Annotated in this window: 20 protein-coding genes and 1 other RNA gene; 11 read left to right on the top strand and 10 right to left on the bottom strand. The window is 49.2% G+C overall.

The window, feature by feature from the left end; translation table 11 throughout:
• Positions 1-73 precede the first annotated feature (73 nt).
• The 4 genes from EK374_RS18120 (at position 74) to ybaK (ending at position 5,042) form a co-directional block, all read left to right on the top strand.
• Complete coding sequence (locus EK374_RS18120; protein ID WP_127025937.1) at positions 74-1,792, top strand: cyanophycinase; 1,719 nt, start codon at positions 74-76, stop codon at positions 1,790-1,792.
• Entirely contained in the window at positions 1,789-3,237 is a 1,449-nt protein-coding gene (gene yfcC / locus EK374_RS18115) for a putative basic amino acid antiporter YfcC (protein ID WP_127025936.1), read from the top strand. Before EK374_RS18120 ends, yfcC begins: the two co-directional genes overlap by 4 nt.
• Positions 3,238-3,297: 60 nt before the next feature.
• Complete coding sequence (iadA, locus tag EK374_RS18110; protein WP_127025935.1) at positions 3,298-4,467, top strand: beta-aspartyl-peptidase; 1,170 nt, start codon at positions 3,298-3,300, stop codon at positions 4,465-4,467.
• A gap of 95 nt (positions 4,468-4,562) precedes the next feature.
• The gene (gene ybaK / locus EK374_RS18105; protein ID WP_127025934.1) at positions 4,563-5,042 is read left to right on the top strand and encodes a Cys-tRNA(Pro) deacylase; all 480 of its coding nucleotides are present in this window, start codon (positions 4,563-4,565) and stop codon (positions 5,040-5,042) included.
• On the opposite strand, the gene EK374_RS18100 is transcribed toward ybaK, so the two are convergent.
• Both EK374_RS18100 and EK374_RS18095 read right to left on the bottom strand, forming a co-directional pair.
• Positions 5,043-5,975 carry a ZIP family metal transporter gene (locus EK374_RS18100; RefSeq protein ID WP_127025933.1) on the bottom strand — a complete coding sequence of 311 codons (933 nt, stop codon included), beginning with the start codon at positions 5,973-5,975 and terminating at the stop codon, positions 5,043-5,045. It lies immediately after the preceding gene.
• A 279-nt stretch (positions 5,976-6,254) separates the two neighbouring features.
• The gene (locus tag EK374_RS18095) at positions 6,255-6,770 is read right to left on the bottom strand and encodes an aldolase/citrate lyase/malate synthase family protein (RefSeq protein WP_127025932.1); all 516 of its coding nucleotides are present in this window, start codon (positions 6,768-6,770) and stop codon (positions 6,255-6,257) included.
• A gap of 100 nt (positions 6,771-6,870) precedes the next feature.
• Between EK374_RS18095 and EK374_RS18090 the strand changes: the two genes are divergently transcribed.
• Positions 6,871-8,415 carry a DUF3612 domain-containing protein gene (locus EK374_RS18090; protein ID WP_325049682.1) on the top strand — a complete coding sequence of 515 codons (1,545 nt, stop codon included), beginning with the start codon at positions 6,871-6,873 and terminating at the stop codon, positions 8,413-8,415.
• A 6-nt stretch (positions 8,416-8,421) separates the two neighbouring features.
• Here EK374_RS18090 and EK374_RS18085 read toward each other — a convergent pair whose 3' ends face one another.
• Positions 8,422-10,512, bottom strand: a complete 2,091-nt coding sequence (locus EK374_RS18085) for a TonB-dependent receptor (protein WP_127025930.1) — start codon at positions 10,510-10,512, stop codon at positions 8,422-8,424.
• Positions 10,513-10,759: 247 nt separating this feature from the next.
• On the bottom strand, positions 10,760-11,800 hold the full coding sequence (pyrC, locus tag EK374_RS18080; protein WP_127025929.1) for a dihydroorotase: 1,041 nt from the start codon (positions 11,798-11,800) through the stop codon (positions 10,760-10,762).
• A gap of 170 nt (positions 11,801-11,970) precedes the next feature.
• On the opposite strand from pyrC, the gene EK374_RS18075 reads away from it, so the two are divergent.
• Positions 11,971-13,908 carry an ATP-binding protein gene (locus EK374_RS18075; protein ID WP_127025928.1) on the top strand — a complete coding sequence of 646 codons (1,938 nt, stop codon included), beginning with the start codon at positions 11,971-11,973 and terminating at the stop codon, positions 13,906-13,908.
• Between the two features lie 30 nt (positions 13,909-13,938).
• Entirely contained in the window at positions 13,939-14,064 is a 126-nt protein-coding gene (locus tag EK374_RS21025) for a hypothetical protein (RefSeq protein WP_267898321.1), read from the top strand.
• Between the two features lie 168 nt (positions 14,065-14,232).
• On the opposite strand, the gene dolP is transcribed toward EK374_RS21025, so the two are convergent.
• The 4 genes from dolP to EK374_RS18050 are packed head-to-tail and all read right to left on the bottom strand — an operon-like array spanning position 14,233 to position 17,614.
• Entirely contained in the window at positions 14,233-14,802 is a 570-nt protein-coding gene (dolP, locus tag EK374_RS18065) for a division/outer membrane stress-associated lipid-binding lipoprotein (RefSeq protein ID WP_127025927.1), read from the bottom strand.
• Entirely contained in the window at positions 14,802-15,389 is a 588-nt protein-coding gene (locus EK374_RS18060; protein WP_127025926.1) for a D-sedoheptulose-7-phosphate isomerase, read from the bottom strand. The genes dolP and EK374_RS18060 overlap by 1 nt, the downstream gene beginning before the upstream one ends.
• The gene (locus tag EK374_RS18055) at positions 15,389-15,739 is read right to left on the bottom strand and encodes a YraN family protein (RefSeq protein ID WP_127025925.1); all 351 of its coding nucleotides are present in this window, start codon (positions 15,737-15,739) and stop codon (positions 15,389-15,391) included. Before EK374_RS18055 ends, EK374_RS18060 begins: the two co-directional genes overlap by 1 nt.
• Positions 15,740-17,614: a penicillin-binding protein activator gene (locus tag EK374_RS18050; RefSeq protein WP_127025924.1), complete on the bottom strand. Its 1,875-nt coding sequence runs from the start codon at positions 17,612-17,614 to the stop codon at positions 15,740-15,742.
• A 49-nt stretch (positions 17,615-17,663) separates the two neighbouring features.
• Here EK374_RS18050 and rsmI point away from each other — a divergent pair, with 49 nt between their 5' ends.
• Positions 17,664-18,512: a 16S rRNA (cytidine(1402)-2'-O)-methyltransferase gene (gene rsmI / locus EK374_RS18045; protein WP_127025923.1), complete on the top strand. Its 849-nt coding sequence runs from the start codon at positions 17,664-17,666 to the stop codon at positions 18,510-18,512.
• Positions 18,513-18,800: 288 nt separating this feature from the next.
• Positions 18,801-19,154, top strand: an RNA gene (rnpB, locus tag EK374_RS18040) — RNase P RNA component class A.
• Positions 19,155-19,218: 64 nt separating this feature from the next.
• Here rnpB and EK374_RS18035 read toward each other — a convergent pair.
• Positions 19,219-20,841, bottom strand: a complete 1,623-nt coding sequence (locus tag EK374_RS18035) for an MAP7 domain-containing protein (protein ID WP_127025922.1) — start codon at positions 20,839-20,841, stop codon at positions 19,219-19,221.
• Entirely contained in the window at positions 20,838-21,416 is a 579-nt protein-coding gene (locus EK374_RS18030; RefSeq protein WP_127025921.1) for a hypothetical protein, read from the bottom strand. The genes EK374_RS18035 and EK374_RS18030 overlap by 4 nt, the downstream gene beginning before the upstream one ends.
• Positions 21,417-21,728: 312 nt before the next feature.
• Here EK374_RS18030 and chrA point away from each other — a divergent pair, with 312 nt between their 5' ends.
• Together chrA and EK374_RS18020 are read left to right on the top strand one after the other, a co-directional pair.
• On the top strand, positions 21,729-23,060 hold the full coding sequence (gene chrA, locus EK374_RS18025) for a chromate efflux transporter (RefSeq protein WP_127025920.1): 1,332 nt from the start codon (positions 21,729-21,731) through the stop codon (positions 23,058-23,060).
• Positions 23,060-23,686, top strand: a complete 627-nt coding sequence (locus EK374_RS18020) for a flavin reductase family protein (RefSeq protein WP_127025919.1) — start codon at positions 23,060-23,062, stop codon at positions 23,684-23,686. The genes chrA and EK374_RS18020 overlap by 1 nt, the downstream gene beginning before the upstream one ends.
• The last annotated feature ends 169 nt before the right edge of the window (positions 23,687-23,855 follow it).

The raw sequence follows: 23,855 nt of genomic DNA, 5'->3' as shown, positions 1-23,855 counted from the left end.
AGGCGGACACTCGATTGTCCGCCTTTTCTAAATAGCCAGCTGTGAAGCAACTGGCGCAACGGAATTAAATCTGATGCTAAATCCATCTAAGAAATCTCTCACTCTGCTGCCTTTGGCTTTGTGCTTGTGTGCATCTGTTCAGGCCGCTGATATAACCTCAGGCAAAGAGCTTTGGCTGTTTGGCGGTGGTGAACCTATTTGTTCCAGTGTCGAACTCAAGCGTTGTGCGCCAGATAAACAAGCCGCAGCCGCTGCTTATTTTCAGCAGCATCAGGGTGTAACTCAGAAGGTATTCAGGCCTGATGCAAAACGCATGGCTGAATTAAAGGCTTTGCCAAAATGGCCGGATAAGGCGGCTCGAGCGCAGCAGGTCAAACCTTTGCTACTGACTAAATTAGAGCAGATGCAAAACAAAGACTGGCCGGAAGACAGCTGGTATAGCGAGTTTGAGCGCTTTGAGTTATCTGATGACGAGCAGAATTTACTGGATGATGTATTTGAGCAACGGCCTGTACTGAAGGATGGCAGCACAGCTCAAGTGAAAGTCTATTTTGACGGCACAGAACTTTATGTGCAGCAGATGTTTCAGCATTTTATTCAGTCAGCGAAAAACCGTGCACTAGCGCGTGCCAAAACCTCTGGTGCAGCAGCCGTTGCCAAAGTGACAGCACAAAAGCCTAAGTTAGTGCTGATCAGCGCTTCCTCCAACAGCCCTATGGATTGGGTGGATTATTACCTGCAGTTGTTTAATGCAGCTGGTGCTGATGCGGTCTGGTTGCCGATAGAACCTGCTTTGGTGCAGGCAGGTAACTGTGACACTTTAGACGAGGATCGATTCCGCTGGAATGGTCAGTACAAACGATCTGAACGTTACCCTGAGCTGGCAGCCTATCAGCAGCAGATGTGCCGCAATCCTGATTTGATGAAGCAATTGCTGTTGGAGGCTGACGCTATTTTTATTAACGGTGGTGATCAGTCGCTGACTATGCGTAGTCTGCAGAAAAAGCCGGGCGAATTTACTGAACTCGCCAGGCTATTGCATCAGCGTATTGATGCCGGAGTGCCACTGGCTGGCTCCAGCGCTGGTACTGCAGTGCAGTCAGGTTATACAAAGAAAAAGATCCCGATGATCAGTGGTGGTCAAACGGTCAAAGCGTTGCAGTATGGTGCTTATGCTACCGAACCTAACGCACCTTTGTGCCAATACCACCAAAGCTGCAGCTCAGATTTGGATGGCAGCTGGTTAACCTACAGAGCCGCAGGTGGCTTGCAGTCTTTTACTTTAGGTGTGACAGACACGCATTTTCGTGAGCGCAACCGCGAAGGCCGGTTATTACGTTTATTGATCGATACCAATACAGACTTTGGTTTTGGTATGGACGAAGCCACAGTGCTGCGGGCTAATTTTATCGACCCGGACACAGCGCAGTTGCAAATCGAAGGTCGGGGTGGTGTCTGGATAGCAGATGCCAGCGCAGCGAAAGCAAAGGCTGTAAAACAAGGCGATAAAACCACAGGCTGGGCGGCGTCGGGCATGAAGTTCAGTCGTTTACTTTCTGGCGATACTGCCTTTTTCCAGCAAGGCATTCAGCAGGCCAAGCTGCAATGCACTGCGCCTGATCTGGTAGATAACAGCAAAGTAGCACCTGATACTTATTCTGCTGTAGATGGTCGGGTCTGGCAGGCGTTGCCCGGTCAGGTGCAGGCTTGTCAGCGCGAGGATGGCCGCTGGCGTTACCTGAACTTGCCTATGAGTCTAAAGGTGGCCTATGAGTCTGCAGGTGACTTATGAGTGAGTTGCCATCCGGCATCAAAGCAACGGGCTGGCGTATGCCAGATACCTTGCTGATTGTATTTGGGGTATTACTTTGTTCAGCCCTGCTGACCTTGATAGTGCCGCAAGGTCAGTTTGATACGGCTCTGGATACCAACACAGGACGACAATTATTACTGGCCGATAGTTATCGCACTGCGCACAACGGCGAGCCTCAGGCTGTGTCTTTATTTGCTGATGGCGAAAAAACCGGAGTGCTGACTGCATTTTTTGACGGCATGACCTCGGGCTCCAGAAATGGCTCAGCCATAGGCGTGATTATTTTTATTCTGTTGGTTGGCGGTAGTTTTGGTGTGCTGCTGCGCACTGGGGCAGTGGATGAATTGCTTAAGCTGTTGATCAGCAAAATGCAGCATAAAGCCCGTTTGTTATTGCCTGTGATGGCGCTGTTTTTCTCTTTGGGCGGCGCTATTTTTGGCATGGGTGAAGAGGCGATGGCCTTTGCTATTTTGCTGGTGCCGCTGGTACGAATGTTGGGCTACGACGCTATTACCGCTGTGCTTCTGACTTATGGTGCCACTCAGATAGGTTTTGCAACCTCGTGGATGAACCCTTTTTCTGTGGCAATAGCCCAAAGTATTGCTGGTTTACCGCCTTTGTCCGGCTCGGGTTTTCGTATTGCCATGTGGCTGGCGTTTACGCTGATTTATATAGCCTGGTTTATTTGGCGCGCAGAACGGCTTAGACGTATAGCTGATGTGGAAACCAACTTTCAGATAGAACATCAGTTTCACTGGGGGCATTCACTGGTCGTTTTGACCTTAGTGGCAGGCATGGTGTGGGTGGTCTGGGGTGTAGTGACTCAGGGCTATTTTCTGCGTGAAATTGCTACGCAGTTTTTTGTCATGGCTATTGTGGCTATGACCTTAGGCACAGTGCTGAAACTAAATAATGCCAGCCTAAATGATTATGTTGACGCCTTTAAAACCGGAGCTTCTCAGTTGTTACCTGCAGCTTTAGTGGTGGGCATAGCCCAAGGCATTATTTTGCTGCTGGGCGGTACTAATCCTGAACATCCCACCATTTTAAACACCATGCTGCATTCTGCCGCCAGCAGTATCAATGGCCACTCAGAGCTGTTTGCTGCTCAGGCCATGCTGGTGTTTCAGAGTGGTTTTAATTTTTTCGTTACTTCAGGCTCAGGTCAGGCCGCTTTAACTATGCCTTTGATGGCGCCTTTGTCGGATCTGGTGGGTATCAGCCGTCAGACCGCAGTGCTGGCTTTTCAGTTGGGTGATGGTTTAGCGCATCTGTTTTATCCCACCTCAGCCGCTTTGATGGGCACGCTGGCCATAGCTGGTGTTGAGTTTACGCAGTGGCTGCGTGCTATGTGGCCGCTTTGGTTATTACTGACTGCCATGAGCATGCTGACCATGTGTGTGGCTGTGGCCATAGGCTACTGAGTCAGATAATTAAGATTTATAAATCAGGGCTGCTGTCAGCCGGATCAATAAGGATTTTTTATGATCACCAGAATAGTAAATGGGATCTGTTATTCGCCTGAACCTTTAGGCCAAACCAACCTGCTGGTAGCTGGACGTCAAATTGCTGCCTTAGGTGAGCAGGCAGAGCTTGAAGGCAGCATAGTGCAAACAGTGGATGCCAGTGATTGTTATGTAGTGCCGGGTTTAGTCGACTCGCTGGCGCATATTATTGGCGGTGGTGGCGAAGGTGGATTTCGCAGCCGCACCTCTGAGCTGAAAGTGACAGATGCGATTGAAGCTGGAGTGACCACTTTAGTGGGTGTACTTGGCACGGACGCTGTCACCCGCACTTTAACTAATCTGTTGGCTAAGGCGCATGCGCTGGATGAAGAAGGTTTAACTTGTTATTGCCATACCGGCTCTTATCAGGTGCCTGCTTATACCCTGATGGGCGACTTGTTGCAGGATCTGGTGCTGATCGACAAGTTTATTGGGGTAGGTGAAGTGGCGATAGCCGATCACCGCTCGTCACAGCCTACAGTGCAGGAGCTGGCGCGTTTAGCCTCGCAGGCCCGCGTGGGCGGTATGCTCTCGGGTAAAGCCGGTATTGTTAGTGTGCATGTCGGGCCTTCGCCTGAAGGTATAGCTCAACTGCTGCAAGTGGCGTCCAGCACCGATATTCCTATTACCCAGTTTTATCCGACTCATATGAATCGCAATCAGGCCTTGCTGCAAATGGGTTTTGATTATGTGGCTCAGGGCGGTTATATCGACTTAACCACCAGCACTACGGCTCAGGATTTAGCCCAGGGCGAAATTAAATGTGCCGACGCCTTGTTGCAGGCGGTGAAAGCTGGCGTGAATTTACAGCATGTGACTTTTTCGTCCGATGCTAATGCCTCTTTGCCCGTGTTCGACGCGCAGAATAATTTTGTTGGTTTAGGGGAAGGCCGTATCGCCAGTTTATATGAAGAAATGACAGATGCGATTCGTTTAGGTGTGCCGGTGCAGGACGCACTGCGGGTTGTGACGTCAAACCCGGCGCGTATTTTAAAGCTGCCGCATAAAGGCCAGTTGCAGCTTGGCGCTGATGCCGACTTATTACTGATTGATAAAAACACTTTGGAGTTAAAAGCTGTAATGGCGAAAGGCCGCTGGTTATTCTCTGATGGCCGTGTTGCTGTGCAGCGCAGCAGTTTGTTTTTCTGAGCGGACCTTCCTGATATAGAACAGAGCAAAGGTGTTGATTTTTCAGCACCTTTGTTTCCACAATAGCAGCCTAAAAACAAGTAAAGGATGCTGTGATGACACCCGCTGTTTTGCTGCTGAAAAAACTCAAAGTGCCGCATCAGGTATTGGAATACCAGCACGATCCTCAAGCTGAATCTTATGGTCTTGAAGCTGCGACCAAGCTGGGTTTAGCTGCGCCACAGGTGTTTAAAACCTTAGTGGCAACACTCGATAGCAAAGAGCTGGTGACCGCCATAGTGCCTGTGGATCAGCTGCTGAATATGAAACAGTTAGCCAAAGCTGCTGGTGCCAAAAAGGCCGCTATGGCGGCCGCTGCTGATGTAGAGCGCAGCAGTGGTTATGTGCTGGGTGGTGTCAGCCCGCTTGGGCAAAAGAAACTACTACGGACTTTTATTGATGACTCGGCAGCTGGTTTTGAAACTATCTATGTCAGCGCTGGTAAAAGAGGGCTGGAGATAGGGCTCAAGCCTGCGGATTTGCAGGCTTGCCTGAAAGCTAAGCTGGTGAGTTTATGCCAGCACGAAAACCATTAGTTAGCCTAAAGTGGTATCGAGTACCATCATCACCGCAAAACCAACCATTAAACCCAAAGTAGCGGCGGTTTGGTGGCCGTTGCGATGGGTTTCTGGGATCACTTCATGCGAGACTACAAAAATCATAGCGCCTGCCGCTAAACCTAAACCCATAGGGTAAGCGGCGGCGAAACCACTGGATAAACCTACGCCTATTAATGCGCCTATAGGTTCTAAAATACCGCTGGCTGCAGCGACAAAAACCGCAAAACCCGGTTTAAAGCCTGCAGCTCTTAAGGATAAAGCCACAGCTAAACCCTCAGGTATATCCTGCAGCGCTATGGCTGTTGCCAGAGGTAAACCGACCGACATATCCCCATTAGCAAAACTAACGCCCACCGCCATACCTTCAGGTAAGTTGTGTAAGGCGATAGCAAAAACAAATAACCAGATGCGGTCGCAGGCCTGATAACCAGGGCCACAAGGGCCTGTTTTGTCATGTTCGTGTGGGGTAAAGGCATCTAAACCCAGCATCAGCAATACGCCCAATGACATACCAAACACCACCACCAAAGCTCCCAAAGTGTCGCTTTGAAACAGTTCTGTGCCTGCTTCAATACCTGGCAATAACAAGGAAAATGCACTGGCCGCCAGCATCATGCCTGCAGCTATACCTAATAAACTGTCTTCCATCGCCTGCGGCAAACTACGTAATAACAAAGCGGGCAAAGCGCCTAAGGTAGTAGCAACAAAACCTGCTGTGCCGCCTAATAACGCCAGCTTTAAGTTTTCAGAAGAAGGAGAGTTGGACAAATGCACTATGCTTTGTGCCAGTAAAATCAGCACAGCAAACAAAGCTAAAGCTAATCCCACAGCAGCCAGTTTGTGTTCGCCGGCATGTTGTTTCAGTTCGCTTAACCAGTCTGGACTTATAGATATAGTTTTTTCGTTCATGCTCAGTCCCTTAGCTGGTGGAGTTTCAGTTAATTAAGTTCAGTCTTAAACTGCAAGATGACTTTGCTCTGAGTGTGATTTCAGGCTTTAGTGCTGGCACACACCTTAAAAATATATAAAAAAGGCCAGCAAGTTGCTGGCCTTTTTCTCCCCGTCGAACGTCTATCGTCCCCTGTTGTTTTTATTCTTTTTGCCCCTGATTTTTATCAGGTTAGGCAAATATATGTACTCGTAATTTCTATTACTTTGAGTACAAAAAATCAACTGCGTTAGTTATAACTAATTTACTCGGTAATCGCCACCATCTTTTGCACGAAAACACGGACTATTTTGTGTACTGGCAATACAAGGAGCTGGTTGAGCGTTACCCCGGATCATACTGAACCAGCCATTTTGTTCGCCTGTCAGCTGCAATTGGATATCTTCAATACCAGCTTTATCCATGGAGCCATGCGCGCCTTTGTGGCAAAACAATAATTCGACATGGCGTTCGCCGTCTTTTAACAACAGCGATTGTGGCTGTTCCGGATGGCCGCCAAAAGCGACAAACTGCGCCGGAGTTTTTAAGCCGCTGTTACTGCCGTCGGCAAAAAAAGCCAATACATGCTGGTAATACACCACATAACTGCAAACATCTTGGTGAGAGCCGCGGTCCAGTGGAAAAACTTTATCCAGAAAAGCTTTGGAGTAATCCATGATCTGACGGACATGACTCTGGTTCAGCCCGGCGATGTAGCTGATCTCTTCCCGGATATCATGGTCCTGGTGTGAGTGTTGGGTGGCTGTCATGTTCATGATTGTTGTCCTGTTGTGTGTTGCTTTTAATTAGTTTTTAAGGCTGTAGGGCCAGTAAAGCAGCATTGCTGTTGCTTGATATTTAGTCTATGTTAGTTTTATGGATAATTTCACAATAAAAACTTCACAGTGTGAATTTTACAAAATGACAGCTAATAAAAGTTTACTCAGAAAGTCGCATTTCCTTGGTACTAAGATCAGAAACCTGAGGAAACGGAATAATTTGACGATGGAAGACTTGTCGACCCGCTGCATCAGAGTGAACTCTGAGTACGCGCCGTCAGTGTCTTATTTGTCGATGATTGAGCGTGGCAAGCGGGTGCCGAGCCTGGATATGCTGCAAGTCATTGCTGAAGTTTTTCAAAAAGAAGTGGAATGGTTTCTTGATGGTGAAGAGCAGCAACTGGATATCACACCGCAAAAAGGCAGTAGGGGCGGTGTGTCTGGTATGGCGCTGGAACCGGGCTTTTTGTTTTCTAACGATATTCTGCAAATTGCGATACCGGAGATGTTGTCCCAAACCGGTATTAGCGGTCGGCAGTTTGCGCAGTTACTGATCCGCGCGCATCAGGAGCATCATCAAAATCATTTTCCTGAGCTGGAAAGAGCCGCTGAAGAAGTGGGCCTAAAGCGTATGCCCTTGTCGGTGGAAGATTTAATGCAGATAGTGCAGCAATTGGGTCTGCAGGTGCGCTGGTTTGAGCAAACGCCAAAAGAAGTACTGGACGAGCTGGGCGTATTGTCGAAAAACGTGCCGACTTCGTATTTTCTGCCGCCCGCAACTCTGCATTTAAATAAGTTACTGCAGCAGTGGCCGACCCGACTGAAATACGAGCTGGCTGTGCATATTGGCCATGCAGTGCTGCATAACAAGGATGGCGTGAAAAGCGGCATGATGGTCGGTGGTGCTTTTGAATCTGTGCCAACAGACGATAGTGCTGTAGCTCCGCAGGATATTTTGCATGCCTGGCGCGACTTTGAATCGAGCTTTTTTGCTGGTGCTTTATTGTGCCCTAAAATGCCGTTTCGCCAGTTGCTGGATAAACAAGGCTATGAAATCAGCTCACACCGGTTAGCAGGTGTTTCGGCTTCGGTGGCTATGCGCCGGATGACAGCTGTGTCGCCATATAGCCACTGGCATTATTTCGATGCTTATACGCCGGGCAAACTGAAAGCTGTGTACCGGGGCAACGGTATTCCACTGCCCTGGGGCAATATGCGTCAGGTGGAAGACCCCTGTCAGCACTGGGCTGTTTTTAGGATGTTTGAGGCTGCGGATTCAGCGCATTCAGCGCAGCTGTCTATTCTTGATGTACAGGGCCAGCCTCGGATTTATTGTTGTGAATCGACTAAAGTCTCTGATTTGGCGGGCAATGCTCATGTGCTTTGTGCCGGAATAGACTTAAATCCTGCGATCGAGGCTCAGGGCATAGACGTCGATACTATGGCGCAGGAGCTGAAGCAACTTTGTGTCAGGGCTCAGGGTGGGGCTATGGTACCAAAAGCTATTCGCAGCACTTTAAATACAGTAGCTAACGTGCTGAATATTCAGTGGGTACAACGCAGTATGGAAAAGCCAGCCCAGCTGATTTGTGCCAGAGGCAGCAGTTGCCCCCGGCAGCCGGGCTGTTATCAGTGTGCCTGAGTCAGGTTAGAACTTATAGCTCAGGCCCACACGGTAGGCTCTTGGCGTACCTGGAGTGATGTTATTGTTGTTATGAGCTGAAGCGTAATAGGTTTTATCCAGCAGGTTTTCCACATTCAGCTGCACCCGCAGTTGCGGGCTCAGGCTGTAGAACACTGCCGCATCCAGCCTGCCAAAGCCAGGCAGTGTGACACTATTGTCTGTGGTGGCAAAGCCGCTGCTTTGCGCCACCCAGCCCAGGCCTGCGGCAATGGAGTCGTTCAGATGGTAACGGTTCCATAAGGAAAAGCTTTGTTTAGGAACCTGAGCCAGACGGTTACCATTTTGTGCAGTTGGCGTCTGAATTTCACTGTCCTGATAAGCAAAACCGGCCACCAGCTGCCAGTGCTGGCTCAGCTGCCCTGCCATTTCCAGTTCCAGACCACGCACTTGCTGACCATCTACCAGAATAGTGCGGGTCGGGTCGGCCGGATCTGTCACTGCTACATTGGTTCTGTCCAACTGATACAGTGCTGTAGTGAAATTCAGGCCTGAACCTAGCTCCCACTTCATACCAATTTCTTTATTAGTGAATTCTTCCGGATCCAGCGCTTGGTTGCTGACAGTTAACGAGGCCAGTTGCTCTCCGGCGCGTGGCACATAGGATAAACTGTAGCTGGCATAAAATGACAGGTCCTGGCTAGGCTGATAAATCAGGCCTGCCCGCGGCGACAACAGGTTGTCAGTGGCATCCAGCACTGCGGAAGTTCTGTTGTTTAACAGCTCAGCGTCAAAGCGGTCGTAGCGCAGGCCAACAATGGCCTGCCAGTTTTGGTCCAGCTCAATCTGATCCTGCAGGTAGAACGCCGCTGTTTTGGCCACACTGTGGTTGTTGGCATCTGTTGCGCTTGGGCGAAACTCCAGGCTACCAGAATAAATAGTGTTGGCCAGCGGTACAGTGTCTGAGGTCGCTGTGGCGCTGATATCAGTGAAGTAACCGGTCAGACGTTGGTTGTCGGTTTTCTGTCGGTTCAGTTCAACGCCTGTCAGCATAGTGTGACGCATGCCTGCCAGGTCCGCCTGGATCACCAAATCGGTCTGGTTCATCAGGTTGGTCCTTAAGGTCTCGCTGGTATAGGCTGCCAGGCTGACTCTTTGGGTCTGGGCGTTCACTGCGCCCGGAAAGACGTTGCCGTAAAACTTGTCATAATCGGCATAACGGGTGGTGTTAGTCAGAGTGATATTATTGCCAAAATCGTGGCTAACGGTAGCGCCAAAGGCGTCGACAACGGCATCAGAATTGCTGTCTTCTGGTTTACCGAAAAACTGTTCGCGTGGGACTGCCACCGGGCGGCCATTGAGCGATGGAACGCCACGATCCGTGGTGCGATCGTCTTTAAAATGCTCATAACTCAGTGCCACTGTGGTTGCGTCTGAAGCTTTAAAGGTCAGAGTAGGGTTGATAGCCTGACGCTTTAACTCCATATAATCGCGAAAGCCTTCCGAGTCTTCATATAAAGCGGTTACCCGTGCTGCAACAGAATCATTCACTGCATGGTTTAGATCGGCGCTGGCTCTTTGTTGTTGCCAGCTGCCTAGGGCGAGATCCAGAGCATGACCGTCTGTCCAGTTGGCTTGTTTAGTGACGCGGTTAATTAAGCCTCCTGCGCCGCCACGACCAAAGATCATACCGCTTGGCCCTTTCAGTACTTCAACCCGCTTCACGTTGTACAAGTCGCGGAAGTATTGCACGTCATCACGCACACCATTCAGAAAGAAATCAGCAGTAGAGGTATTACCGCGCAACACTGGTGCGTCTCTGTGGCCTTCGCCCTGTTGCATTTGGACACCTGGCACATACCGCACTACGTCAGACATATTTTGCATAGCCTGGTCATCGATCAACTCTTCGGTAATGACGCTGATTGCCTGAGGAATATCTTTGAGGGCTGTAGGGGTTTTAGTCGCGGTGCTACTTTGATCCACAGTGTAAGATTGAGCCTGACCTACCACTTGAATGCGTTCAACGTTCTGATCATCGGCCAACACACTAAAGGCCAGTAAAGGCACACCTGTAACTGCCAGTCGGATTGCGTGACGTAATGTCTGGTGTTTCATAAGAACCTCATACAACAAAAGTGCCTGAATTTTCTGCGCATTATAATACGAATGGTTTTCATCTTTACATATATTTACATAAAGCTGGTGTGAAAAACTTAGCGGCTATTGTGTTGTGCGAGGTGAATTCGTCTGGCCAGACAGAAGGGTGAAGATAAATTGTTATGTCTATCAGAGTGCACGGAGCGGAAAATGCAGCTGAGGAAAAGTCAAAGGGGCCTGACAATTCAGACCCCTTATTCCAGGATCAGAGGCCTTGTTTCAGCTTCCAGCCTAATTGCTGTTCAGCGAAGAAAGGCACTATCGGGCTGCCATCCGGCAGGGTGATTTCAGCAGGCACAGTCCAGGTTTCTTTTACTAAAGTAATGGTGCCGCTATTGCGTGGCAGGTTGTAGAAATCCGGGCCATAGTGGCTGGCGAAACCTTCTAACTTGTCGAGACAACCTAAGTCTTCAAACACCTGTGCATAGAGTTCAATTGCGCTCCAGGCGCTGTAACAACCGGCACAACCACAAGCTGCCTCTTTACGGTGTTTAGCGTGTGGTGCTGAATCTGTGCCAAGGAAGAATTTCTTATTGCCAGTGGCAACCACAGCACGTAACGCTTCCTGATGCGTACGGCGTTTTAATACTGGCAGGCAGTAGTTATGCGGGCGTACACCGCCGACTAACATATCGTTACGGTTCAGCAGTAAGTGCTGAGGTGTAATGGTGGCAGCAACGCGGTCTGGCGCTGCTTTAACAAATTCAACAGCGTCCGCTGTGGTGATATGTTCAAATACCACTTTCAGGCCTTGAATGGTGTTTATCAGCTGAGTTAAATGCTGATCGATAAAGACTTTTTCCCGATCAAAAATATCGATATGGCTGTCGGTCACTTCACCGTGCACCAACAACAGCATCTGCTGCTCTGCCATCACTTCCAGCACAGGATAAAGCTTACTTAAGCTACTGACACCGGAATGAGAGTTGGTGGTCGCGCCTGCCGGATACAATTTAGCTGCGACTACGCCAGCGGCTTTGGCCGCTTTAATGTCTTCAGCTGTGGTTTTGTCTGTCAGGTACAACACCATCAGAGGTTCAAAACTGCTGCCTGCAGGACGGGCGGCCAGAATACGTTCTTTGTAAGCTAAAGCTTCTGCTGCATTGGTCACAGGAGGTACAAGATTGGGCATAACGATTGCGCGTTTAAAGCAGCGGGCAGTGGCTGCCACTGTTTCTTTGAGCATATCGCCATCGCGAAAATGTAAGTGCCAGTCGTCCGGGGTTTGCAGAATTAATTCAGTCACAGCGCTTCTCCTCTACTGATGCAGTGTCATGCCGTCAGGGCGGGGCAGTTTACCACGGCTTGAGCCGATACTCAGCACAACTTTTATTCTGTTACTCTGGCATGGAGTAATATCACTGGAGTAGGTTATAGTCAGTAGCGATACAGAATATGTTCAACAGGTTATAAACCATGGAACAGAGCAGAGTTTCCACACACCAATCTCAATGGCTGTTGCCCTGGCAGTGGCTGGTGCCGCTATTTTGTTTGCTGTGCGCTGGGATTGTGACCGAATATCAATCGAGGCAATTGGTTGAGCAGCGGCAAAATCAGGCGCTGCAGCAGTTGATTGGCTTATCAGGACAGCTGCGTTCTTTTGTGGAATCCGAATTAAATACCTCTTTGTATATGAGCCTGGGGCTGGCGTCCCATTTGCGCGCCAGCGATGGCAAACTTTCCGAAAAGGAAATGCTGTTTTTATTGCGAAATTTGCTGGAGCAAGGCAAACATATCCGCAATATAGGTTTGGCACCAGACAATGTGCTGACACTGATTTATCCGGTGCAGGGCAATGAAAGAGCCTTAGGATTGGACTACAAAAACCTGCCCCAACAATGGCCTGAAATTAAACAGCTGATTGAAGATAAAGAACCAAAATTAGTGGGGCCAATTGCTCTTATCCAGGGGGGGGAAGGGTATATCTATCGGCTGCCATTGTTTCTGAATGATGGCAGCTACTGGGGCATTATCAGCACAGTACTGGATTTAACGTCTTTTAATCAGATGCTGTTACAACAAGCCAATAGCTATCAGGTTCAGGTCGGGATCCGCAAAAAAAATGCGAGTTCAGGAGCTTTGTTTGGTTATTCACATTTGTTTAGCAAAGATGCGCTGATCCTGGATTTAAATATTAAAGGCGCAGAGTGGCAAATTGCTGTGCGCTTTATGGATGAAGCCGCAGGCTGGGGCTTGTGGCAATGGCGCTTATTAGGCGCGTCTTTGTCTGTTGTGTTTTGTCTGATGTTGGCCTGGTTGCTGCATTCATACAGGCGCAGTGCTTTATTCGCCGATGCACTGCAAGACAATGAAATGTACTCACGCCGTATTATGAACAGTGTAGTGGACGTTATAGTCACTACAGATTTGGACGGCACAATTGACAGGGTCAACAGTGCTGTCAGCACAGTGTTTGGTTACTTGCCTATTCAACTGGCGGGGCAACCTTTTAGTGTGCTGCTCGCGCCCGGGCAGGCCGCAGTATTAGCCACACTGGCACCGGACGACGGTGCAGCTGTTGAACTACAAGGGATGCGCTACAGCGGCGAAATTTTTGCAATGGATTTGTCGCGAAACAGAACTGAACACCAGGGCAAAGCGCGTTATGTCTGGCTTATTCGTGATATTTCCGAGCGCAAAAAAGTGGAACAACTGAAAAACGAATTTGTCTCCACAGTCAGCCACGAATTGCGCACACCATTGACAGCGATCAGCGGTGCTTTGGGTTTGGCTGTGGGCGGAGCTTTGGGGCCGCTGAACGAAAAGCAGCAGCATATGTTGGTGCTTGCGCAGCAAAACAGTCAGCGTTTAGGTAAACTTATCAACGATTTACTGGATATCGAAAAACTCGCTGTCAATAAAATGCAGTTTAAGTTAAGGCTTTGGCCTTTAGCTGAATTGGTCAGGCAGGCAATAGATTTGAACCAACCCGTTGCCTTACAGCGTCAGGTGAAGCTGGAGATGCTGTCTGCTGAGCAGGATGATTTATGGGTCGAAGTGGACGAAGTCAGAGTGCAGCAAGTGATGGCCAACTTACTGGCCAATGCGATACGGCATTCGCCTGTTGGCGCTGTAGTGAGAGTGACCATGGAGTCATATGCCAAAAAAGTCAGGGTGTCTGTGATAGATCAGGGTTCTGGTGTGTCCGATAGCTTTGAGCCCCGATTATTTGAAAAGTTTTCTCAGGCAGATTCATCGGATCGCCGACAAGTTGCAGGAACGGGATTGGGTCTGGCGATATGTAAAGATCTGATTAAAGCCATGCGTGGTGAAATTGGTTATCAGCGATCCGAAACAGGGGGCGCTTGTTTTTACTTTACCTTGCCGTTGGCAACTGAATTGTCTCTGGAATAAGGTTTGTTATGCTGACCAGGATTGATTTAATTGCGCTGCTTTGGTTTTTGTCCTGTGCTGATTGGCTCTGCGCCTGATGGTCGTAAGATGACTGCAGAAGAACAGGTCTTGTATGCCAACAGAACGGCTAAGGTGATTGATCAGGCTGGGCATTGATTTAACTATGGGTTGCTGTCGATTTATTTTTCGTTAGTCACTTTGTCCTGGTTTATTGACCCGAACTTGTTTATGGCTATGTCGGTGCAGGAATGCTGAATAATAAAGGCCAGAGCTTAGGCTCTGACCTTACATCATAAGTTGATTAAGACAGTGACAGAGCCAAGGCTACTGATCCTTGTATTCAAAAGCTTTAATAACGCGAGCTACGCCATCAACGTTGCGTGCTAAGTTAACGGCTCTTTCAGCTTCTTGCTGACTGACCAGACCCATTAAAAACACTTCACCGTTTTCGGTGACTACTTTGATATTCAAACCGCTGACGTTTTTATCGGCCAGAAATTTACCTTTGATACGTGTGGTGATCCAGCTGTCTTTGCTGCCTGTAGCAAAACTGATTTCGCTGGCTACACGTAGCTGGTTATGCACATCTTTAACACCTTCGACTCTGGACAGTTCGGCCGCGACTTCACGTACCCGTTCATTTGGCACCTGACCTGTTAACAGCACTATGCCGTTGTAACTGGTCATATTGATATTGCCCTTTTTCTTGGTTTCCGGGTTTTCGTCTAAGGCCCGGATCACTTTGACCTGAATACTTTTATCGTCAATCTGACTACCCAGAGTGCGTGGATCGCCGGCAGAAGTCACTGCTGTTGCTCCGCCTGCCAATACAGCTGCCGCACAGCCTTGTAATAACCAACTGGTCAGTAACACCAGCATTAATTTATTCAACATCAAAGATCTCCTTGTTGCGGAAACAGAGTTATGTCGATCAGTTCGCATAACGCGTGCAGTAAAAAGGTATAACACTCAAACACCCGCGCCGGTCTGTGCGCCGGCACCTTTAATTCAGTATCCTGGTTGCCCAGTAAACCCGATAATTCACCACTGTTATCTACAGTTAAAGCCACCACAGTCATATCTTTGGTTAAGGCGGCTTCAACAGCTTTGATCAGATTATGTTCTTCACCTGTCATTGAAATGGCGACCAGCACATCACCGGATTGACCCAAAGCCCGCACCTGGCGCGCCAGATGATCAGGGTTTTCCTGATTACCTGGTTGTAAGCTGGAGTTATTACTTAACAAGGCAAAAGCGGGTAAACAAGGCCGTTCGGCTTCAAACTGATCCAATAACAGCTGAGCAAAATGAGTGGCTAAAGCTGCTGATGCACCTTCGCCACAACATATTACTTTGCCACCGTTGATCAGGCAGTTCACCAGACTGGCGGCGGCGTTTTCGATAGGCTCAGACAAAGCTTCGGCTGTTGCTATCATGGTTTGAATATTTTCAGTAAAAAGTTGCCTGATATGGTCTTGCATTAGTTAGCTGTTCCTGCAAAAGCGTTCTTAATCCAGCAAATATCTGCTGGCTGTTCGGTTATGGCCACTACATCAAAACGGCAATGTTGTTGGCCAACACTTTGTAAATAACACTGAGCTGTGCGGGTTAGTTTTTGTTGTTTGCTTAAGGTCACGGCCGCAGCAGCACCACCAAAATGGTTGCTGCGCCTGAATTTCACTTCCACAAAAACCAACCTTTGTTGCTCACGCATCACTAAATCAATTTCACCAAAGCGACAACTGTAGTTTTGCTGCACCAGCTGTAAGCCTTGTTGCTGTAAAAACACTAAGGCTTGTTGTTCATAAAACTGCCCAGTGCTTTTGCTCATTTATGGCGTCCGTGGTGTCAGCAAACCATCCTTACTGTATTTGCCCCAGGTTAACTGTCGCTGAACCTGTCCGCCTGTGGATAAGGCCAGATTACCTGTTAAGCCCTGATAACGCAGGGCAGGGAACTGCTGTTGCTGCTTTAAACGGAAAATTAAGTGGTAGGAGTCGTAACCCATAGCAAACAAACGCTGCAGAGTTTCATCCTGCTGTGGAAACAGCTGCTCAAATTGCTGACGGAATTCTTGCTGCTGGCCAGTACTAAGCATCCATGGCATTTCGGTAAAAGTTAAGCCCTGTAAGTCACGGCGGTCGGTGAACTCTGCTGATTTCTGATGGCTGCGTGAACTGGCGTACACAGGCACTGTGGTTTTAGTCGGAGCTACTGACACATCAATGTAGGGTTTCAATAAACGGGTTTGCGATGGGTCGGCCAGTAAATATATAGCGTCTATATCCTGACGACTATGAGGTTCAGCTTTGACACTTTCACCAGCTAACTGACTGATTTCGCGGATACGCTGCTCACTGGCAGCGGTTTCCAGTAATTGTTTGATGGTGCTTTCCATGCCCGCCTGATCAGCAAACCAATAGACTTCCGGCTCTTTACCCGCTATTTGTTTCCAATCACGGCCAAATTGTTCAGCCATTCGCTGACTTAGCGGATTGCGGGACGCCATCAGCACAGGTTGTTTATAGTTTTTTTGCTTAAACAGCATGGCCATTTGGTGCGCTTCATCTTCTACACTGAGTGAAAAATAAAACTTGTCGGCAGATTGTTGCACTAAGTCGGTTTTGCCATTTAAAAACAAGGTTGGAATGGTCCAATCTGCTTGTTGTGAAATGACATCTACTTGTTCTCTGAGCAAAGGCCCAATCACAAAATCCACTTGTTCGGCAGCCAGCTGCTGTTTCAGTGCTGCAGTGTCTGTTTGGCTGTCGATAAAAATTAAACGGGCTTGCTGGTTGGCAGATGCCGCCAGAATTCCCTGTTGAATGGCTTCAGCGTGCTGGCGGAAGTTACTGCTAAAAGGCAGCAATACTGCAATAGTTTGCGGCGAAAACGCATCGACTGCGCTTAACTGCTGAATTTCAGCCGGCAGTTGCTGCAAAGACGGCAGGTTTGAGTATTGTTGCTGCCAGTCGCTGATTGCCTGAGTTAAAGCCGGAGTATTACCTAAATGCTGCTGATGCAGTTGCAGTAATTGGGCCCAACCCTGAGCTGTTGGATCAGAGCTTTGACGCACCTTTTCTAATTGGTCAGGTGTCAGCATACCCAATTGTTGCCACAATGCGCTTTGGTATTGTGTTTGCTCTGGTTGCAATGTCAGCAGCTGCAGGTAAGTGTTAACCGCTTTATCCGGTTCTCTTCTGCTGCTTTGGTACTGTGCCAGGCTTTGCAAATAAGCAGCTTTGTCTTCAGCTCTGAATGATCTTAACGAGTACTGGCTGCTGAATTTTTCAATATCTTCATGATCGCCAGCTGCGACTAGGCCTTGAAAAAAAGCTAATAAATTAGCCTGCTGTACTTCGGGTGCAGCTTGCTGTGCCAGAACTCTGCTAATGGCTAATGCCTGTTCTATTTCGCCTTGCTGCAAATGCGCTTTGGCCGCTTCAAGCAACTGCCATTGCTGCTCTGAACCTTGTTGTTGGCCAGCTTGTTCAATAAAGTCGGCGCCAGACAACGGCTTTGCGATTTTAACGATTTCTACTTCTTCTTCTGCTTGCGGAGCAGGTTTGACGAGCGGAGCTCGTTTTACCGGAGCAGTTTGCTCTGGAGTGGAAGAACAACTGGCTAACGCTATAGCGCTGCCTAAAAGAATAAGTGGCTTCAGTTTGCTGGATTTCACAATGCACAGGTACAATGAAAGAAACATGCAGGTATCTTACTCAGTGCCGTGCCTAAGCTCAATGAATTAGAGAAATATGACCATACAAAGCGGAAATTTATACATAGTAGCCACGCCTATCGGCAATTTAGACGATATTAGTCAGCGCGCTATTAAAACTTTAAGCACTGTGGCCTGGGTGGCGGCAGAAGACACAAGACACAGCGGTAAGTTACTTAGCCACTTAGGTATTTCAGCAAAAATGCTGGCGCTGCATGATCACAACGAAAAGCAACGTGCTGCCACTTTATTGCAGAAATTACAGGCAGGCGAAGACGTTGCTTTGATTTCAGATGCGGGTACACCGCTGATTAGCGACCCGGGTTACAGCCTGGTGAGGTTATGCCGTGATGCTGGTGTGCGCGTCGTACCAATCCCTGGTCCTTGTGCTTTGATAAGCGCCTTGTGCTGCGCTGGTTTACCTACAGATAAATTCCACTTTATTGGCTTTTTACCAGCTAAAAGTCAGCAGCGCCAGAATGTATTAAGTGCCATTCCTCAAGGTGTGGGCACCTTAATTTGTTACGAAACGGCGCGCCGTATCAAAGACTGTTTAGAAGATGTAGTGAAGGTGTTTGGCGCAGAACGTGAGCTGGTCTTAGCCAAAGAGCTGACTAAAACCTTTGAAAACTTTGTCTATGGTACAGCTGCACAAATCACAGCCTGGTTAGATGAAGACCCGGCCCGTTGTCAGGGCGAAATGGTGCTGATGATAGCGCCAACTTTGGCTGCCGAAGAAGAAATTAACCCGGCAGCCCAGCAAACCCTGAAGCTGCTGATGAGTGAATTGCCACTGAAAAAAGCCGCAGCTTTAACGGCAGAAATTCATGGCGAAAAGAAAAATGCCTTATACAAGCTGGGGTTAAGTTGGGATATCGAATCGTAGTGGCGGGTCTTGTACCCGCCCGTTTCAAGTTCCAATCTGATGTTAATTTGGCTTGTCCCCGCCCGTAAATATCATCGATATCCATACTGTATAGAAAGAGCGCAGCCAACAACCTTGCAGCTTCGGGGAAGAAGGGTAATAGCCAAATTCATCGGAGTTGCAACGCCACGGTGTTGTAGGGGCGCGGGCTTGTCCCCGCCCGTAAATGTCATCGATATCCATACTGTATAGAAAGAGCGCAGCCAACAACCTTGCAGCTTCGAGGAAGAAGGGTATAATGCGCGCCGTGAGTTGGCCCAGACAATCGCTGCCTGCGCAAGCAGGGGGAGGAAAGTCCGGGCTCCATAGGGCAGGGTGCCAGGTAACGCCTGGGGGGCGCGAGCCTACGACTAGTGCAACAGAGAGCAAACCGCCGATGGCCCGCTTGCGGGATCAGGTAAGGGTGAAAGGGTGCGGTAAGAGCGCACCGCGCGACTGGTAACAGTTCGTGGCACGGTAAACTCCACCCGGAGCAAGACCAAATAGGCCCCCATTGGCGCGGCCCGCGTTGGGGGCGGGTAGGTTGCTTGAGGCGTACGGTGACGTACGTCCTAGAGGAATGATTGTCCACGACAGAACCCGGCTTAACGGGCCGACTCACACCTTTTTCCTCGTTGTTCCAGATTACAACCTCTGCCTGGTGCAGTGACTGTAGTCTGTAGTTTCTTTATCCGCCGCAGCCTGTGACATCTAGGGTTTCAACTATTACTTGCTCGTCTTTGCATGCCAGCCGCTGCGGCATGAGTGATTCTGCAGACAAACACCCTAAGCCCATACCAGTGAAATTATATTGGGTGCCGCGAAGGCCTGAGCCTCTCGGCGTGCCAGGGCAACGCGCTTCGTAGTGCACGGATATGCATGAAGAGTAATGGTTGATTTCTTTGGGCATAGGATTGGTGGGTCGGTCACCAATCAGCCGGTACGGCTTATCTTTGCCATCACATTGCATAGCACCAAGGCGAATACTGCTTTTGTAAACCGCCAGCCAGTTCGTCCAGGCCTGTTTTTTCTGTTGCTCAGCCCGTTCTGCAGCCAGACGCCGTTCTTCAGCTTCTTGCTGCAATTGACGTTGGCGTTCTTCACGTTCTTTCGCCGCTTTTTCCGCGGCTAATCGTTGCTGCTCAGCCCGTTGTGTCGCCTCTTGCTCACGCTGCAGTCGTTCCCGCTCAATCCGTTCAGCCGCCAGTCGTTGTTTCTCGGCTTGCTCGTCAGCTGTGCGCTGAGCCCGCGCCTGGTCATAACCGGCCTGAGTGCCTTGGGTTGCCATGATATCGACCTGACTGTACATACCCATTTGTTGGGCTGCCTGCATGGCGGCGGCATTGTCGCGTTTCAGCTGTTGTAACCTGGCAGGGTCTGTGGTTTGGGACATCTGCATATTACGGTAGGCAATGCCGTCTGCGAGCTGTTTGGCCAGTGCCTCACGGCCTGCTTGTTGTTGCGCAGCCTGTGCCTGTTGAGCGGCCTGTTGCTCTGCTTGTTGCTGCTGACGCTGGGCTTCGGCCTGAGCGTCCGCCTGCGCTTGCAGATTATTCAGAAATTGAGCCTGCTGGGCTTGCTGCGCCTGATAGTTGGCCATTTCCGCGTTTAAGGTGTTTTGAAACTCCGGGCTGGCAGCCACTTCAAGTGCAGCCCCAGCGAACTCACCGGCACCCGAGACGACTTCCATGGTGCCTTCGACTGTGGCCACAAAGCCATTGGCCAGCGCTACCCCAACAGTACAGCCAAAGCTGGAACCGCCGCTGAGCTCCTGTTGAATAGCACTTTCCAGGCTGCTGGCCTGAGTGTTGAACCCAGCATCCCCATGACTTTTGCGCAGTTCTACCAACAGCAGTTTCAGATTGCCGGCCATTGCTGCATCATAGTCATTGCTGTCACCGTCGACAGGGGCCTGAGTGGTGATAGAGAAACGACTGACCTCCTTGGCCCCTTCATAGAACCGATACGTCAGTGCCAGACTGCCAGCCGTGGTTTTACAGCCGTCTTCATCAACGTCGCCAGCGACATAGCCGCGTTCTATCTGCAGTTTCAGCCGGGGCGCCTGAGCGGTCTGGAAATAGTTACTGGCTCGAAGGGCAGCGCGTAAATCGCCCATGTATTCCAACCAGGCATCACTGTTGCCTTCTTTAAATTCAATGACACCCAGTCGGTAGGGCAGAAAAGACTCGGCCGATTTGATGTTTTGCAGCCACTGCGGGTCAGGTTGATAGCGGCTGGCGCTGCACAGTGGTGCCAGCAACAATAAACTCAACGCGCTGCCAACGCGCAGTAGATTGGCTCTGGCGCTCATTCAAAAGACCCTTGCTCTATCCATAAACGCAGCACGCTATCATGGGCTTCAGTACGGGCTGAGTTTTTGGCCGATTCGGCGCCACTTAAAGTCGATGACACAGAGATTAAGCCTACGGCTTCGTCCCATTCAGCTGGGGTATCAATGCTGTGCAACAGTTCTTGTCCTGCCCACAACTCATAATGAATTCTGGTTTTATAACTAAAAATGGCCGGCACAACACCAAGGGTAAAAATCACAGCGTTGGCTCCCAAAGCGCCAGCCCATTCGCCAGTTGTTTCTTCAACAGCGCTTTCGCTGATTTTTATTTTGAAAGTGCTGCTATCTTGAGACACTGGCTGGAAGCCATGCTGAGTTAATAAATTCTGAATTTCCGTCATACGCAGCTGCTGTTGCTCCGTCATTTCTTCAGCGCTGAGTTCTGCGTCTGTGGGTATGCTGTATTCCACTTTTACGGTGGCATTGGCTGCATCAAAGCCTGATACGTCAGCTTTTCCCAACTTGGCTTCGGCTGCGCAACCGGTCAGAACAATAGAAACGGCGAGCAGCCAGCTCAATTTAATGATGGATGTCATAGACTTACCCTCTGATTAGGCGCAAACCGTTCTCCGGGGGCAGTGCACTGGAGTAAGCTGGCCAGATTTATTGTTATTGTTAAGGCCAGACAGCAGACTCCTTTTGCTTCAATTGAGAGTAACGAAGAAAGAGAAGTAAAGCAGGGTCTACCTTGTAGGCATGAAGAAATAATAAGCAGCATTTTTTTACACGTCCAGCTGGATTTTTAATCTTTTGTTGTAGCAGAAGTGTAGTCAATTCAACTACTTTGACTGGAGGCTGCATGCCTGGTTTGGTAGGCTGTGGATTGCAACGCTTTTGGGCAGGATAAAATGAAACAGGTAGCAACAGCTATTCCCTTCTGGCAAGCCTTTTGGTTGTGGCTCAAGTTGGGTTGTATCAGCTTTGGTGGGCCTGCCGGGCAGATAGCTCTGATGCATACTGAGCTGGTAGAAAAACGCCGCTGGATCAGTGAAGGCCGGTTTTTACATGCGCTGAATTATTGCATGCTGTTGCCCGGGCCTGAGGCGCAGCAACTGGCGACTTATTTAGGCTGGCTAATGCACCGCACTTTAGGTGGGGTGGTGGCCGGTTTGTTGTTTGTTCTGCCGTCATTGCTGCTGTTGGTGCTGCTGTCCTGGGGTTATCTGGTCTATGGCGAGCACCCTTGGGTGGCAGCTTTGTTTTATGGGATTAAACCTGCAATAGCGGCCATAGTGCTGCATGCCGCCTGGCGTATCGGCGGGCGGGTGATGAAACACCCGCTATTATGGGCTATTGCTGTTGCTGCTTTTGTCGCTATTTTTGCCTTCAAACTCCCTTTCCCGCTTATTGTGTTGTCTGCTGCCCTGATTGGTTTTATTGGCAGTAAAGTGACACCTGCGGTGTTTACATCAGACGGTCATGCAGCAGCCCAAAAAAGTTATGGTCCGGCTTTGATTGACGATACAACAGCAGCTCCTTCACATGCGTTATTTCGCTGGAGCCGTTTAGTGGTGGTAGTAGCTTGTGGTTTAGTGCTTTGGATTGTGCCCATGCTGACATTGACCTTCAGTTTGGGCTGGCAACATCAACTGACCCAAATGAGCTGGTTTTTTACAAAAGCTGCATTATTAACTTTTGGTGGTGCTTATGCTGTCCTGCCTTATGTCTACCAGGGCACTGTCGATAAATTTGGCTGGCTAACTCCAGGCCAGATGATGGATGGTTTAGCTTTAGGGGAAACCACACCAGGTCCGCTGATTATGGTGGTGGTGTTTGTCGCTTTTGTTGGGGCTTATGTAGAGGCCAGCTTTGGCCCTGATTTAATGCTGCTGGCAGGAATTACAGCGGCGCTTCTGGTGAGCTGGTTTTCCTTTTTACCTTCCTTTATTTTTATTCTTGCAGGGGGGCCTCTGGTGGAATCGACTCAAGGCAAGTTACAGCTCACTGCGCCATTAACTGCAATTAGTGCTGCTGTAGTCGGGGTAATTGTTAATTTAGCGCTGTTTTTTGCCTACCATGTGGTGTTGCCAACGGGTTTTTCCGGGGCCATCGACTGGCAAGCAGTATGTATCACTGTGCTGGCGGCTATTGCCTTGTTTGTGGCTAAGCAGGGATTAATGCGGGTCATCGCAGGAGCTGCTGTGTTGGGTTTAATTTTATCTTTTTGGAGTAGTTATTAATGTGGATTGATCTGCGGCAGTTGGACCCTTCAGCGGCTTATCAGCTGCTCACCAGCACTATTACGCCTCGTCCTATTGCCTGGGTATCGAGTGTGTCTGCACAGGGCGAGTTGAATTTAGCCCCTTTTAGCTTTTTCCAGATGATCACTGATCAGCCACCGACCTTGATGATCTCCACTCAGCATAAAGCCGATGGCAGTCGCAAAGACACCAGCTTAAATATTGAAGCAACCCGGGATTTTGTAGTCAATCTGGTGCCGCATGCGCTGGCCAATGAAATGAATATCAGTGCGGCTGCTGTGCCATCTGATGAAAGTGAATTTGAACTGGCTGGTCTGGAACAGGCTGCATCCAGCCAAATTAAAGTACCTCGTGTTGCTTTGGCTCCCGTTGCTCTTGAATGCCGACTGGCGAAGTTGCAACCTTATCCACCGGAAAACCCAAGCTGCGAAGTGATTTTTGCACAAGTGCTGGCCCTTTACATCAATCCTGCTTTATTGGACGCCAATGGCATGCCTGATCCTTACAAAATGGATTTAATCAGTCGTATTGGTGGTTCAGGTTACAGCAGGGTTGCTGCTGATATATTTCAGTTAGCCCGACCTGCTTCGGCAGTGCGTCGCTGAACTTCCTGGTTTTGCCCTGAACGCTTTATGGCGGGCAGGGCTTTTTTAAACTTGGTTGTAAGTGCTTGCTTACTTTTTGGTCCTTTGTTTTGCTGTGTTTTCTTTGTGTTCCCCTCGATTTTACCCTGCTTTTTTAGCCTTGTTTTCAATCAGGTAAGCTTTTGCAGTT

This window comes from Rheinheimera mangrovi (assembly GCF_003990335.1).
GTDB lineage: Bacteria > Pseudomonadota > Gammaproteobacteria > Enterobacterales > Alteromonadaceae > Pararheinheimera > Pararheinheimera mangrovi.
This window is presented reverse-complemented; position numbering and strand designations above follow the sequence as displayed.